Raw genomic sequence first — 13,671 nt, 5'->3', positions numbered from 1 at the left:
CAAGCCGACCAGAACCGCAATAGCAGGCATCAGTACACGATCCTGCTCGGCGTCGCGTAGAAGCCAACCACGTCACAATGATCAGTCGGGGCCGTGCTGGCCGGTGGACAATTCACCATGACACTCACGGGAGCTGCATAGGCGTTGCGGTCAGATTTCGATTGATCCACAACGCTCAGAGTGGCTGTGCAGACGTGAAGGCCAACCCACGGCGCCGGGTGGTCGCGCACCTTGGCCAGCTCGCCGTCGCACACAAGGGACTGAACCGTCGCCGAACGGCGCGCCTGCTCCCCCGCCAAGGTTGCATAGGTTCCCGCGTTGACCCCGGTCGCTTCGAACTCCTGCACAAACACCGTTAGGGGGTTGGACCCGTCCGGCAGAACGTCCCACCAGTCGCGGAGCCGGGAATAGACCTCAGAGTACGACGCCGTTCTCGTGTCCCAGGTGTAAATCGCCGTCGCCGCCGCAGAAGCAAGCCTCCGATAGTCCGTTGTGCGTGGTTCTCCGACCGCAGGTGAAGTTTCCAACGCGGAAAATGCGGTCGGTGATGCGACTGGCGAGAAGGTCGACGACGCCGCCGGGCCAGTGGTTGCCGGGCCCGCCGTCGAAAGTGAAGCCGGCTCCTTGCGGTTCCCGCCCGCGGGAACCGCAAGAACGACCATCGCCGCCACCACGCTCAGAATTGCCAGGACGCCGATCCACCAGGACCGCCGTTTCCCTGAGCCCAGCAGAATACGCCTCTGCAACAGCCCCACGTCTGCCTCCTTGTCCCCTTCTATTGCAAGCAGTACCGGCCCACGACATGACTCATGGGGCCGCTGTCATTCCATTCCGGAGAATCTTCCACGACGCCTGATACAACCGCCGGGCAAAGCCGATCTGCACAGCGACATAGCGTTCGGTGACCCCGAGCTCAGCGGCCAACGATTCCAGGGCTCGATTCCTCTCCGGCCCACGAAGACCTCGACGAACGATGGTCGATGCAAGTCGACGGAGCACTAGCGTCGGCAGGCATTCAGCTGCATATTGGCAGAGATCTTCGACGCTGCGGACGTCTGCCGGCTCTACGTCCAAGGCACTTTGAACAGTCTTCGCCGTCTGGCGCACTACTGTCACCGCATGCCAGCGACGGCGATCCTGTGGCGAGGGCGGACCGTATCGACGCGGCGCAGTAAGACTGTCCATGGCTAGGCCCCAAATGCTCTCATTCACACTCGCTCTGGTCAGGGCAATAATCGCTCGCGCCCATTCCTGGTCTACTACCCCATCAGCGCCTCTCTCCCAATTCCGGTCGATAGCCAAGAGAGCGAGGGCGTCAGACGAAGCCGGGGAGTCACCGCAGCTTGGTTCGACCAGCAGCGGCAGCGTCTGATGGGACAGCTCACGACGAACGTGCGCGGCGCATACGTTGCCGGTCACTCCCTGAACCCACGCCTCAAAGCGAACACCGGGGAGTTGGCGATAGTGGCCGCGCGCGACTCCGTCCCAGACCGCCACCCGGATGTCCTGCATGACGTCGTCCGCATCGCATGCTCGCCCGATCCGCGAGAGATGGGAAACGACGTAACGTCGGACTCCCTCGACGGCCACCATGATCTGGTCAACCGGGATTGGCACAGGTTCGAGAGGCTTGGTCAGAGAAGCATCAATAGTCGCTGGTATTGGTTGTTCTTGTTGGGCTTGATTCGCCCCGTCTTCGACACTCATGGTCTTCACCGCTTCGACAAAGCAGGCTCCAATAGTCCGGCGCGGGTACCCCCGCACATTAGGGTGTCAGCCCCAGAATCGGCCCACCCTCCATCGCAACAAAGCTATGCAAACTATTGTCAAGAATAATTAAAATACCGTCAAGACTGCGAGTCTTACTTTTCTGTACGCGTTCGGTAAGAATGGTTCCATGCCAAGGATTACTCAGCCCCGCGACGACGCTTGGTCGTCCGACGTCGAGGCTGCCGTCGCGACCTTTGGGAATAGGTCTCGGAACGAAATCCTCCGCTATCTTTCAGCCCACGGCCCCGCAACACGCGGAGACATCGTGGATGCAGTGAGTGCTGGTGAGCCAAGCGTGGCAAAACACCTTCTGGCCCTTGAAAAGTTCGGCGTGATCAAAGCCGACGTAGAACCTGGTCGGAGGCACGGCCGGTCGCCTCGTTATTCAGCAAACCCCGCCCGCATTAAGGAACTTCTGGATGCTCATCTTCAGTATCTGATGGAGAACTAGCAGCAGCATCCTCGGCGGCAGGATGCCTGCTGATGTCCTTGTTGAGATACTCGGAGATCACACGAAGAGTCTCGGGCGAGACATCCCCTAGAGTTCGGGCCGCAAAGGACTTCACCCGTGCCGCGCGGAGGGACTTGACAAACTCAAGCTGGGAATCGATGCGTTCTGGCAAGTTAGCTTTGTTGCCCACCAGAAGGTATGAGCGGTCGACGTTGAAGATGTCACACAATGCGGTTAGCAATTCAGCATCGCTGACGAGGCGACCGCGTCCATCCTTCATGTAGAACCAGCGGGCTCTGGAAAGCTTGATACCCCTTCCGGCCAGTTCATCCTGGACTTCGCGGAACGTCACCGGCTTCCCTCGTTCCGCTACGACGACGTCAAGGAGCAGATTCAGGCGCCGGGCAAGTTCCGCCTGAGGGGTCAGAGTGCCCGCCAAGCCCGTCTCTTCTCTTGGCATAGACACCTCCTCGGAACTTACTGAGACCCCGCCCCAGAATCAGATTTCGCAGCATTTACTAGTGTCCCCAGTATTTCGCGGGTGATCCCGCAGGGCAATGAGCCCGCCCACGTTCACGCGGGCCTTCACAGGTTAAGTAGTCCGGAGTAGCCTGCTGCTGTAGACCCGTCTACAGCAGCAATTTCTATCGTTCACAGGTCTGGTCTCAATGTCGAACATCTTGATGAACCGAACACGAAGCCAAATCATCCGTTTCCTTCTTAGGAATGGACCCGCGAGCTGCACGGAAATCGGTTCGGAACTCCGGATCTCCTCCTCAGCCATCCGCCGTCAGATCGCACTTTTGAAGGGCGCCGGGCTCGTGGAATCTTCCGATTCATCAAGGGTTTCGGCCTCCCCACAGAGCGTACAAGCGGCCGCCGAAGCCTTTTCCACGACCTTGGGGAGCGAAAGTCTGTCCGTGTATTGACCGGCCAATGTGGTCACTTCGGCTTAGTCATGTCAATTCCTGCATCCACGGGCATGAACAGCCAACACCACTCACGAAGTCAGGGAAGACAAATGGACCTTGAGTTCTTCGAGCCAGCCGAGGCGGCTGCCATCATGCGATGCACTGAGGCCTGGCTTCGCGACGGCGCCGCCGCTGGGCGTTTCCCACATACCTGCTGGGGCAAGGGAAAGATCATCTTTACGTCCGAGCACATCATGGAAATCGCTCGCCTGAGTGAGGTGCCAGTGCAAGCAGCACCGACGGCGCCCGCCCGACTCATCGGAACTCGCGGGAAGGGCCGGCTGTCCCCGGTGAACTAACGCGCGGGACGCGCGGCTTTGGCGCCGCCCACACCTTCAGTGAACGAATCCGGTGATCGAACGCTCTGTGGCGTCAGCGCCTGCCTGCAGCGCCTGTGGCATCAGATGGCCGTACACCTGTTCCGTTGTCCGGGTGGAAGCGTGGCCGAGGCGCCGCGAAATAGTAAATAGCGAAACTCCGTCCTGGATCAGCCAGGACGCATGCGTGTGCCGGAGATCATGTATACGTGGCGTCTTCGTCAGGCCAATCGCCTGCGCCGTCCGGACGGCTGGCACCCAGTAGTGATGCCAATACAGCTTGTGGACGATTCGCTGACCCTTTGGGGTGGTGAATAGAAGTTCCTTCCCAGGGCGGCTGGCCACCAGAGGGATCAATAGCTCGACCAGTGCCGGATTGAGTCCGATGGTGCGCTTTCCGGCGCCGGTCTTCGTGGCTCCAACGTAAAACTGCGACTGCCCGTCCCGTTTCCAGGCCTTGTTGATCCGTACCGTCGGCGGCTTGGACAAAAGGTCAACATCCCCCACGGTAAGCGCCGTTGCTTCGCCGAACCTTGTTCCGGTCATGACGAGGAAGCTCGTAAACGCCTTGTATCTCTCCCCCATGCCTTCCATAATCAGGCTGAATTCGGCATGCGTGAGAAACATCGCTTCATCCTCAGCCCGGTCAAGGCTAGGCAGCTGCACGCCACGACAAGGGTTCCGGGGGATGTATTGAAGCATCTCGGCAGTGTTCATCGCCGCAGAGATAAGACCATGAACATTGTGGATGGTCTTCGGTGAACGGCCCTTGGCCATCATCGACTTCACCCAGTGATTCAGGTGCCGATAATCGAGCTTGTCCACCGGGATATGACCAATGACGTCCCGCACATGAAGGTCCAGCATCGTCTGGTAAGTCCGGGTGGTTCCACTTGAGGGCCGGATCAGGAGGTCAATATGCTCCTGAATCGCTTCGGCCACAGTCGGTACTTTCGACTGGTTCGCGAGGATTGCTTGCTGGGCGATTTCGAAGGATTGTCCGTTCGCGTCCAACAGCCGTTTGAGGGTCTCGGCCTCGGATTCGGACGCAACGGTAAGCCCCTGTTGCTCGCGGCTCTTCGGGTCGCGCCATAGCACCATGAAGGAGGATGTTCCGTCCTTTTTCACGCGTTTGCGGATGCTGGCCACACAAAAATGCTAGACCCGTGTCAACACTTTTGGGGTTTTTGTCAACAGTCAGGGGCCAAATAGGCCCCTGACCTGCGACAACACTGTGCCCGAGGTGGGACTCGAACCCACACACCTTTCGATACCGCATTTTGAGTGCGGCGCGTCTGCCAATTCCGCCACTCGGGCGCGGAAACACCGAAACAAGACTAACCGACGTCGAGCTCTTCACAGAACTCAACGCTCCCTGTTGCAGTGCGCGAAACTACTCTACATGCAGATAGGCTAATTTCCAGAACCGGCTCGGCCGAGCAATAAATCATACGCAGGGACCGGGTGCAACTAAGATGGTTGAGAACCCGCCGTACGTCTTGAAGGAGATCCCGTGTCAGAACAGACGGAGTCCAAGCCCGCATCCCAGCCGGCACGCCGAGTAGTTGTCGCAGAGGATGAGACCCTCATCCGCCTGGACATTATCGAGATCTTGAAGGGCGAAGGCTACGACGTTGTCGGTGAGGCCGACAACGGTGAGAAGGCTGTCCAGCTGGCCGAGGAGCTGAAGCCGGATCTGGTCCTCATGGATGTCAAGATGCCTGTCATGGACGGTATCTCTGCCGCGGAGAAGATCGTCAAGGCGAGGATCGCTCCCGTGGTCCTCCTGACGGCGTTCAGCCAGAAGGAGCTCGTGGAGCGCGCCCGCGACGCCGGAGCCATGGCCTACGTCGTCAAGCCTTTCACTCCTGCCGATTTGATCCCCGCAATCGAGATCGCATTGTCCCGGCACGAGGAGATCAAGGCGCTCGAGAACGAGGTGTCCGACCTTCAGGAGCAGTTCGCCACGCGCAAGCTTGTGGAGCGGGCCAAGAGCCTCCTGACCACCAAGATGGGCCTCACGGAGCCGGAAGCATTCCGCTGGATCCAGAAGACCTCCATGGACCGTCGTCTCAGCATGCGTGAGGTCGCCGAGACGATCATCAACCAGGTCAACTAGCACTCCCCCGCGAAGGGCGCCGCTTCCGCTGGAAGCGGCGCCCTTCGTCGTCTCCGGCTCGACCCTGGGTCACCCGGCCCTCCGGCCCGCCGCCCCGGACAGCGCTACCACCCGCCGCCGCCCACGAACCAGCCCCAAAAACAAAGCAAAGGAGGCCCCGCCAAACGGCGGAGCCCCCCTGCTTGATCCGAAAAGCTAATCCGAAAAGGTCAGGCCTTCGACTTGGCCTTCTTCTTTTCCGGCCACGGTCCGACCTTTTCCTTGCGGGCTGCGGCTTCTTCCACGCGGGAAGTGTCCGCTAGGTCGCCCACCCTGTGGACCTTGAGGGAGTTCGTGGAACCAGCCTGTCCGGGAGGCGATCCGGCCGCGATGACCACAAGGTCGCCGTTCTCCACGATCTTCATCTCGAGGAGGCTGCGGTCCACCTGGGCCGTCATGGCGTCAGTGTGGCCCACCATGGGGACCAGGACGGGCTGGATGCCCCAGGTCAGCGCCAACTGGTTCCAGACGTGCTCCACCGGGGTGAAGGCGAACACCGGCTTGACGGGCCGCAGGCGGGACAGCCGGCGGGCCGAGTCACCGGACTGGGTGAAGGTACAGATGTACTTTGCGTCCAGCTGGTCGGCGATTTCGACGGCGGCACGCGTGATGGCGCCACCGCGGGTCTTGGGCTTGGTACCGAGCGGAGGAACGCGCTCAAGACCGTGCTCTTCGGTGGACTCGATGATCCTGGCCATGGTCTTGACCGTCTCGATCGGGAACTTGCCCACGCTGGTCTCGCCCGAGAGCATGACTGCGTCGGCGCCGTCGAGCACTGCGTTGGCGCAGTCCGAAGCCTCGGCACGGGTCGGGCGCGGGTTGTCGATCATCGATTCGAGCACCTGGGTGGCCACGATGACCGGCTTGGCCCAGCGGCGTGCCAGTTCGATGGCGCGCTTCTGGACGATCGGCACTTCCTCGAGCGGGAGTTCCACGCCGAGGTCGCCACGGGCAACCATGATGGCGTCGAAGGCGTCGATGATTTCGTGGAGCTGCTCCACTGCCTGCGGCTTCTCGATCTTGGCGATCACCGGCACGCGGCGGCCCTCTTCGTCCATGATTTCGTGCACGCGCTTGATGTCGGACGCATCACGGACGAAGGACAGTGCCACCAGGTCAACACCGCGCCTCATGGCCCAGCGGAGATCGTCCTCGTCCTTTTCGCTCAGGGCGGGGACGTTGACGGCAACGCCGGGCAGGTTGATGCCCTTGTTGTTGGAGACCCAGCCACCGACGGTCACCGTAGCGACCACCTTGACGTCGTCAACCTCGATGGCGCGAAGGGCAACCTTGCCGTCGTCGATCAGCAGTGCGTCGCCGACGTTGACGTCTTCGGTCAGGCTCTTGAGCGTGGTGGAGCAGATGTCCTTGGTACCCAGGACGTCCTCGGTGGTGATGGTGAAAGTGTCACCGACGGCGAGTTCGTGGGGGCCGTCGACAAATCGACCCAGGCGGATCTTCGGGCCCTGCAGGTCAGCCATGATGGCGACCGGCTTGTGAAGCTGGGCGGCGGCTTTGCGGACGTTCTCGTACGTGGTGTCGTGTACCGAGTAGTCGCCATGGCTCATGTTCATGCGGGCGACGTCGACGCCGGCTTCCAGCACCGCGAGGGTGTTGTCAAAGCTGGAAATTGCCGGTCCGAACGTTGCCACGATTTTTGCGCGTCTCATATACCTACCCTAGTAGTGTGCTGCAGTTGGAGTTGGGAAAGCGTCGTGCGCCGGTCCTTAGAGGACCGCTATGGCCCGGTCGGTGGGAGCCACCGGCGCGGGGAGAATGGTGCTGCCCATGAGGTACTTGTCGACGGCGGCAGCGCAGGCGCGGCCTTCGGCGATAGCCCAGACAATCAAGGACTGCCCGCGGCCGGCGTCGCCTGCCACGAAGACGCCCTCGGTGTTGGTCATGTAGTACCCATCTCGGGCCACGTTGCCGCGGCCGTCGAATTCTGCGCTGACCTGTTCGGTGATACCGGCAGGTTCCGCACCCGTAAAGCCGAGCGACAGCAAGACCAGATCGGCCGGAAGTATGCGTTCCGTGCCGGCCTTCGGAAGGCGCTTGCCGTCGACGAACTCGGTCTCGGCCACCTTGACCCCTGTGAGCTTGCCGTTTTCGCCGACAAACTCAACGGTCGAGGCGAGGTAGGTGCGTTCGCCTCCCTCTTCGTGTGCGCTGGCGACTTCGAAGAGCGTGGGGAACGTCGGCCATGGCTGGTGCGAGGCGCGCTCAAGCGGCGGCTGCTTGCCGATCGCGAGGGTGGTGACTGACGCGGCGCCGTGGCGGTGTGCCGTCCCGAGGCAGTCGGCGCCGGTGTCACCGCCACCGAGGATGATCACGTGCTTGCCCCTGGCATCGATCTGGCCCTCCACGGTTTCACCGGCAACCACGCGGTTGGCGGGCACCAGGTAATCCATGGCGAAGTGGATGCCTTCGAGTTCGCGGCCCGGGATGGGAAGGTCGCGCGGAACGGTGGCGCCGGTGGCGATCACCACGGAGTCGTAACGGCGGCGCAACTGCTCCCACGTCACGTCGCTTCCGACCGTCACACCCGTGCGGAAGCGGGTGCCCTCGGCCTTCATCTGCTCGACGCGGCGGTCGACCTGTTCCTTCTCCATCTTGAAGTCGGGGATGCCATAGCGCAGCAGTCCCCCGATCTTGTCGTCGCGCTCGTAGACGGCGACGGTGTGTCCAACCCGCGTCAGCTGCTGTGCGACGGCAAGCCCTGCGGGGCCGGAGCCGACGACGGCGACTGTCTTGCCGGAGAGACGCGCCGGCGGAAGGGGTTGTACCCAGCCGTTTTCGAAGGCGTCGTCGATGATCGAAACTTCAACCTGCTTGATGGTCACAGCGGGCTGGTTGATGCCCAGGACACAGGATGCTTCGCAGGGCGCAGGACACAGCCGGCCCGTGAACTCCGGGAAGTTGTTGGTCGCGTGCAGGCGCTCGATCGCTTCCTCGCCCTTGCCGCGCCAGGTGAGGTCGTTCCACTCGGGGATGAGGTTCCCCAGGGGGCATCCTTGGTGGCAGAACGGAACGCCGCAGTCCATGCAGCGCCCTGCCTGGCTCTTGAGCACGCCCTTGTCCTGGGCTTCGTAGACTTCTTTCCAGTCCATGATGCGGACGGGAACGGGACGGCGTGGCTGCGTCTCGCGCTGCCGGACTTTCAGAAATCCGCGTGGATCAGCCACCGGTTACCTCCAGGATTCGAGACCATACTTCTTCGCCATCGGGATCAAGGCCCTCTTCGATAGCGTCGAGACGGGTTTGCAGGACTGCGGCGTAGTCGCGCGGCAGAACTTTGGTGATGCGGGCGGCTGTGTCATCGAAGTTTTCGAGCAAGCGGCCTGCGAGGACGGATTCGGTTTCTTCCAGGTGCTTGACCAGGAGGCCGTGGACGATGGTGCGGTCCTCGTCGTCGAGCTCAAGCAGCTGCAGTTCGCCGGAATCCAAGGCCTGCTTGTTCACCCGGGCAGGCTGGAGGTCCAGTACGTAGGCGGTACCACCGGACATGCCGGCGCCGAAGTTGCGGCCGGTGCGGCCGATGATCAGGGTCTGGCCGCCGGTCATGTATTCGCAGCCATGGTCACCGATGCCTTCGACGACGGCGGTGGCCCCCGAGTTGCGTACCATGAAGCGTTCGCCCACCTGGCCACGCAGGAACATTTCGCCGCTCGTGGCGCCGTAGCCGATCACGTTGCCGGCGATGACGTTGCGTTCCGCCTGGAAGACGTTGGTGCGGTCCGGGCGGACGATGATGCGTCCGCCGGAGAGGCCCTTGCCGACGTAGTCGTTGGAGTCGCCGAACATGCGCAGGGTGATGCCTGCCGGAAGGAAGGCGCCCAGCGACTGCCCGGCGGTGCCCTTCAGCGTGATGTCGATGGTGTCGGTGGCGAGCACATCGATGCCGAATGTCTTGGTCACGACGTGCCCCAGCATGGTGCCGACGGAGCGGTCCGTGTTGATGACGTCGACGGCGATCTTCACCGGCGTCCGGTCGCTCAAAGCTTCGGCGGCCATGCCGATGAGGCGCTGGTCGAAGTGCTTGTCGAGCTCGTGGTTCTGGCCGGTGAGGTTCCGCAGGGGAACGTCGTCGTCGAACTCGAGGCCGTGCAGGATCGGGTCGAGGTCGAGTCCCTCGGCCTTCCAGTGGTCGATTGCTTCGCGGGTGTCCAGGACCTCAGCGTGCCCGATGGCCTCTTCGAGGCTGCGGAAACCGAGTTCGGCAAGCAGTTCACGGACTTCCTCGGCAAGGAATTCGAAGAAGTTGACCACGAATTCGGGCTTGCCGGTGAACCGCGAACGAAGCTCCGGGTTCTGGGTTGCGACGCCGACCGGGCAGGTATCGAGGTGGCAGACACGCATCATGATGCAGCCCGAAACCACCAGGGGCGCGGTGGCGAAGCCGTACTCCTCGGCACCCAGCAGCGCAGCGATGAGGACGTCGCGGCCCGTCTTGAGCTGGCCGTCCACCTGAACCACGACGCGGTCGCGGAGCCCGTTGAGCATGAGCGTCTGCTGGGTCTCGGCGAGGCCGAGCTCCCACGGGACACCCGCGTGCTTGAGCGAGTTCAGCGGCGAGGCGCCGGTTCCGCCGTCGTGCCCTGAGACGAGCACGACGTCGGCCTTCGCCTTGGTGACGCCGGACGCCACCGTGCCGATCCCGACTTCGGACACCAGCTTGACGTGCACGCGTGCCGAGGGATTGGCCCGCTTGGCATCGTAGATGAGCTGCGCGAGATCCTCGATCGAGTAGATGTCGTGGTGCGGGGGCGGGGAAATGAGCCCGACGCCGGGGGTTGAGTGGCGGGTCCGGGCTACCCAGGGGTAGACCTTCTGCGCCATCAACTGGCCGCCTTCACCGGGCTTGGCGCCTTGGGCCATCTTGATCTGGATGTCCTCGGCGTTGGTCAGGTACAGGCTGGTCACGCCGAAACGGCCGGAGGCAATCTGCTTGATGGCGGAGCGGCGCTCCGGGTCCAGCAGGCGGTCCACGTCTTCGCCGCCTTCACCGGTGTTGGACTTGGCGCCCAGCCGGTTCATGGCGATCGCGAGGGTCTCGTGGGCCTCCTTGGAGATCGAGCCGTAGCTCATCGCTCCCGTGGAGAAGCGCTTCACGATGCTGGAAACCGGCTCGACCTCTTCAAGGGGCACTGCGGGGCGCAGGCTGTCCTTGAACTTCAAGAGCCCACGGAGGGTCATGAGGTTCTCGGACTGGTCGTCGATTCCCTTGGTGTAGGACTTGAAGATGTCGTAGCGGCGTTCGCGAGTGGCGTGCTGCAGGCGGAAGACAGTCTCCGGGTTGAACAGGTGCGGTTCGCCGTCGCGGCGCCACTGGTATTCGCCGCCACCGAGCAGCGGACGGTGCGGCAGCTCGATGCCGCCTTCCGGGTAGGCCATCTGGTGGCGTGCGGACACTTCGGCGGCGATGACGTCGAGGCCGACGCCACCCAACTGGGAGTGGGTGCCGGAGAAGAATTCGTCCACGAGGTCCTGGGACAGGCCCAGGGCCTCGAAAGTCTGGGCGCCGGTGTAGGAGGCCACCGTGGAAATGCCCATCTTGGACATGATCTTCAGGACACCCTTGCCGAGGCCCTTGATGAGGTTGTAGACGCCGTCTTCGGGAGTCACACCAACGACTTCGCCGGTGCTGATGAGCTGCTCCACGGATTCCATGGCCAGGTACGGGTTCACGGCGGAAGCGCCGAAGCCCACGAGCACAGCCACGTGGTGCGTTTCGCGGACGTCGCCGGCCTCGACCACCAGGGCGGTCTTGGTGCGGTTGGCGCTGCGGAGCAAGTGGTGGTGTACCGCGCTGACAAGCAGGAGGGAAGGAATGGGTGCCCACTGCGCGTTGGAGTCGCGGTCGGACAGCACGATGTACTGCACGCCGCGGTTGATCGCGCCGGAAACCTGCTCGCAGATTTCGGTCAGGCGGCTCCGGAGGGCTGCTTCGCCGCCTTCCGGACGGTAGAGTCCCCGGACCTTCATGGCGACCTTGTCGCCGTCGGCGTTCTCGATGTTGGCGATCTTCGCGAGCTGGTCGTTGTTGATCACCGGGAACGGCAGGGAGATCTGCGGCTGGCGCACCTGCCCGACATCGAGAAGGTTGCCGTTGGGACCGATGGCGCACGTCAGCGAGGTGACAAGCTCTTCACGGATGGCGTCCAGCGGCGGGTTGGTGACCTGGGCGAAAGACTGCACGAAGTAGTCGAACAGCAAGCGCGGGCGCTTGGACAGCACGGCAACCGGCGTGTCGGAGCCCATGGCGCCGAGCGGTTCGGCCCCCGTGCGGGCCATCGGCCCGAGGAGGATCTTCAGTTCTTCGGTGGTGTAACCGAAAGTCCGCTGGCGGATATTGACGGACGCAGCCGTGTGCAGCACGTGCTCGCGCTCAGGGAGATCGTTGAGGTCGATCAGGTTGTCCTTGACCCATTCGGCCCAAGGATTCGCTGCGGCGACCTCGGCCTTGACCTCGGCGTCGTCGATGATGCGACCGGCTTCGGTGTCCACCAGGAACATCTTGCCCGGCGAAACACGGCCCTTCTTGACTACCTTGGCCGGTTCGACCTCGATCACGCCGACTTCGGAGGCGAAGATGATCAGGCCATCTTCGGTGATCCAGTAACGGCCGGGACGCAGGCCATTGCGGTCAAGGGTTGCACCAACAAGGTTGCCGTCGGTGAAGGACACTGCTGCCGGACCGTCCCACGGCTCCATGAGCAGCGAGTGGTACTCGTAGAAGGCGCGGCGGGCAGGATCCATCGTGGCGTGGTTTTCCCAAGCCTCGGGGATCATCATCATGATCGAGTGCGTGATGGGCCGACCGGAAAGCCAGAGCAGCTCGGCAACCTCATCGAAGGACGCGGAGTCCGAGGCACCCGGCGTGCAGATGGGGTACAACTCCTCCGGGGAATCGCCCAGCAGCGGGTTCGCGAGCTGCGACTGGCGCGCCCGCATCCAGTTCCGGTTGCCCTTGACAGTGTTGATTTCACCGTTGTGGGCAATGGTGCGGAAGGGCTGGGCGAGCGGCCACGACGGGAACGTGTTCGTGGAGAAGCGCGAGTGCACGATGGCCAGCTTGGTCTTGAAGCGCTTGTCCGAGAGATCCGGGTAGAACGGCTCCAGCTGGGCAGTGGTCAACATGCCCTTGTACACGATGGTGCGCGAGGACAACGACGGGAAGTACACGCCGAACTTGTTCTGGGCACGCTTGCGGACACGCCACGCCCGGGAGTCCAGTTCATTCCGGTCCAGCACTTCGCCAGTGGCCGAAGCGAGGAAGGGCTGTGCGAAGTAAGGCATGCAAGCACGGGCCATGGCGCCGACCAGGTCCCCCACGACCGGCACTTCACGCCAGCCAAGGACTGTCAGTCCTTCATCCACTGCAAGAGCCTCGATGCCGGCCTTTGCGGTCTCGGCTTCGCGGGTTTCAGCCGGCAGGAACGCAGTGCCCACCACGTACTGGCCGGGTGCGGGGAGCTCGAACTCAGTGACGGCCCGGAAGAATTCGTCCGGAACCTGCATGAGGAGCCCGGCGCCGTCGCCCGTGCCTTCGTCGGCGCCCACGGCGCCCCGGTGTTCAAGGTTGCGCAGGGCAGTCAGGGCCGCTTCCACGATGTCATAGCCGGGTTCACCACGCAGCGTGGCAATAATGGCCAGGCCACAAGCGTCCTTCTCCTGCTCAGGGTTGTAGAGTCCCTGGGCTTCCGGGAGCGCAGCGAAACGCTTGAAGGGCGAGATGGCCCCCTGCGGTTCGACTGATTCGGACCAGCTTGGGTTATGAAGATGGGTCATTGAAGACGTCCTTCCTCGAGATCGTGCGAATGGAAGGGACAACGTTGGCCCCACCTTGCCTGCCGTGTGACGGGCATAACAAAGCGCTAGTTACTTGAAATTGTAGGTCAGCGCGCAGGACGCAACGAACAGTTACGCATGTCCCTGACCCAAGCTTGACCGCGGAGCCTCTGTGTGCTGCCGGGCGACTGCCAAGTGTGCCACGACGCTGTG

General features: G+C 62.6%; 11 protein-coding genes and 1 tRNA gene. 4 read left to right on the top strand and 8 right to left on the bottom strand.

Annotation, left to right across the window (positions count from 1 at the left end; all coding sequences use genetic code 11):
• Positions 1 to 29: 29 nt before the first annotated feature.
• Positions 30 to 755: a hypothetical protein gene (locus tag ABH924_RS08305; protein WP_404497999.1), complete on the bottom strand. Its 726-nt coding sequence runs from the start codon at positions 753 to 755 to the stop codon at positions 30 to 32.
• A 52-nt stretch (positions 756 to 807) separates the two neighbouring features.
• Positions 808 to 1,593 carry a sigma factor gene (locus tag ABH924_RS08300; RefSeq protein WP_404498115.1) on the bottom strand — a complete coding sequence of 262 codons (786 nt, stop codon included), beginning with the start codon at positions 1,591 to 1,593 and terminating at the stop codon, positions 808 to 810.
• Positions 1,594 to 1,897: 304 nt separating this feature from the next.
• On the opposite strand from ABH924_RS08300, the gene ABH924_RS08295 reads away from it, so the two are divergent.
• Positions 1,898 to 2,221, top strand: coding sequence for an ArsR/SmtB family transcription factor (locus ABH924_RS08295; protein ID WP_404497998.1), 324 nt, complete (start codon positions 1,898 to 1,900; stop codon positions 2,219 to 2,221).
• Here ABH924_RS08295 and ABH924_RS08290 read toward each other — a convergent pair.
• Positions 2,175 to 2,660, bottom strand: a complete 486-nt coding sequence (locus ABH924_RS08290) for a hypothetical protein (RefSeq protein ID WP_404497997.1) — start codon at positions 2,658 to 2,660, stop codon at positions 2,175 to 2,177. The genes ABH924_RS08295 and ABH924_RS08290 overlap by 47 nt on opposite strands.
• A 229-nt stretch (positions 2,661 to 2,889) precedes the next feature.
• On the opposite strand from ABH924_RS08290, the gene ABH924_RS08285 reads away from it, so the two are divergent.
• Complete coding sequence (locus ABH924_RS08285; RefSeq protein WP_404497996.1) at positions 2,890 to 3,150, top strand: winged helix-turn-helix domain-containing protein; 261 nt, start codon at positions 2,890 to 2,892, stop codon at positions 3,148 to 3,150.
• A gap of 92 nt (positions 3,151 to 3,242) precedes the next feature.
• The gene (locus ABH924_RS08280; RefSeq protein ID WP_241708264.1) at positions 3,243 to 3,491 is read left to right on the top strand and encodes a hypothetical protein; all 249 of its coding nucleotides are present in this window, start codon (positions 3,243 to 3,245) and stop codon (positions 3,489 to 3,491) included.
• A 36-nt stretch (positions 3,492 to 3,527) separates the two neighbouring features.
• Here ABH924_RS08280 and ABH924_RS08275 read toward each other — a convergent pair whose 3' ends face one another.
• Together ABH924_RS08275 and ABH924_RS08270 are read right to left on the bottom strand one after the other, a co-directional pair.
• The gene (locus ABH924_RS08275; protein WP_404497995.1) at positions 3,528 to 4,658 is read right to left on the bottom strand and encodes a tyrosine-type recombinase/integrase; all 1,131 of its coding nucleotides are present in this window, start codon (positions 4,656 to 4,658) and stop codon (positions 3,528 to 3,530) included.
• 86 nt (positions 4,659 to 4,744) lie between these two features.
• Positions 4,745 to 4,826: transfer RNA gene (locus tag ABH924_RS08270), tRNA-Leu, on the bottom strand.
• Between the two features lie 196 nt (positions 4,827 to 5,022).
• Here ABH924_RS08270 and ABH924_RS08265 point away from each other — a divergent pair.
• Entirely contained in the window at positions 5,023 to 5,628 is a 606-nt protein-coding gene (locus tag ABH924_RS08265) for an ANTAR domain-containing response regulator (RefSeq protein WP_028266834.1), read from the top strand.
• A 209-nt stretch (positions 5,629 to 5,837) separates the two neighbouring features.
• Here ABH924_RS08265 and pyk read toward each other — a convergent pair whose 3' ends face one another.
• The 3 genes from pyk to gltB are packed head-to-tail and all read right to left on the bottom strand — an operon-like array spanning position 5,838 to position 13,458.
• Positions 5,838 to 7,337, bottom strand: a complete 1,500-nt coding sequence (gene pyk, locus ABH924_RS08260; protein ID WP_404497994.1) for a pyruvate kinase — start codon at positions 7,335 to 7,337, stop codon at positions 5,838 to 5,840.
• Between the two features lie 57 nt (positions 7,338 to 7,394).
• Positions 7,395 to 8,852: a glutamate synthase subunit beta gene (locus tag ABH924_RS08255; protein WP_404497993.1), complete on the bottom strand. Its 1,458-nt coding sequence runs from the start codon at positions 8,850 to 8,852 to the stop codon at positions 7,395 to 7,397.
• The gene (gene gltB, locus ABH924_RS08250) at positions 8,845 to 13,458 is read right to left on the bottom strand and encodes a glutamate synthase large subunit (RefSeq protein ID WP_234750259.1); all 4,614 of its coding nucleotides are present in this window, start codon (positions 13,456 to 13,458) and stop codon (positions 8,845 to 8,847) included. Before gltB ends, ABH924_RS08255 begins: the two co-directional genes overlap by 8 nt.
• Between the last annotated feature and the right edge of the window lie 213 nt (positions 13,459 to 13,671).

It is taken from the genome of Arthrobacter sp. GAS37 (genome assembly GCF_044908325.1).
Lineage (GTDB): Bacteria > Actinomycetota > Actinomycetes > Actinomycetales > Micrococcaceae > Arthrobacter > Arthrobacter ramosus.
This window is presented reverse-complemented; position numbering and strand designations above follow the sequence as displayed.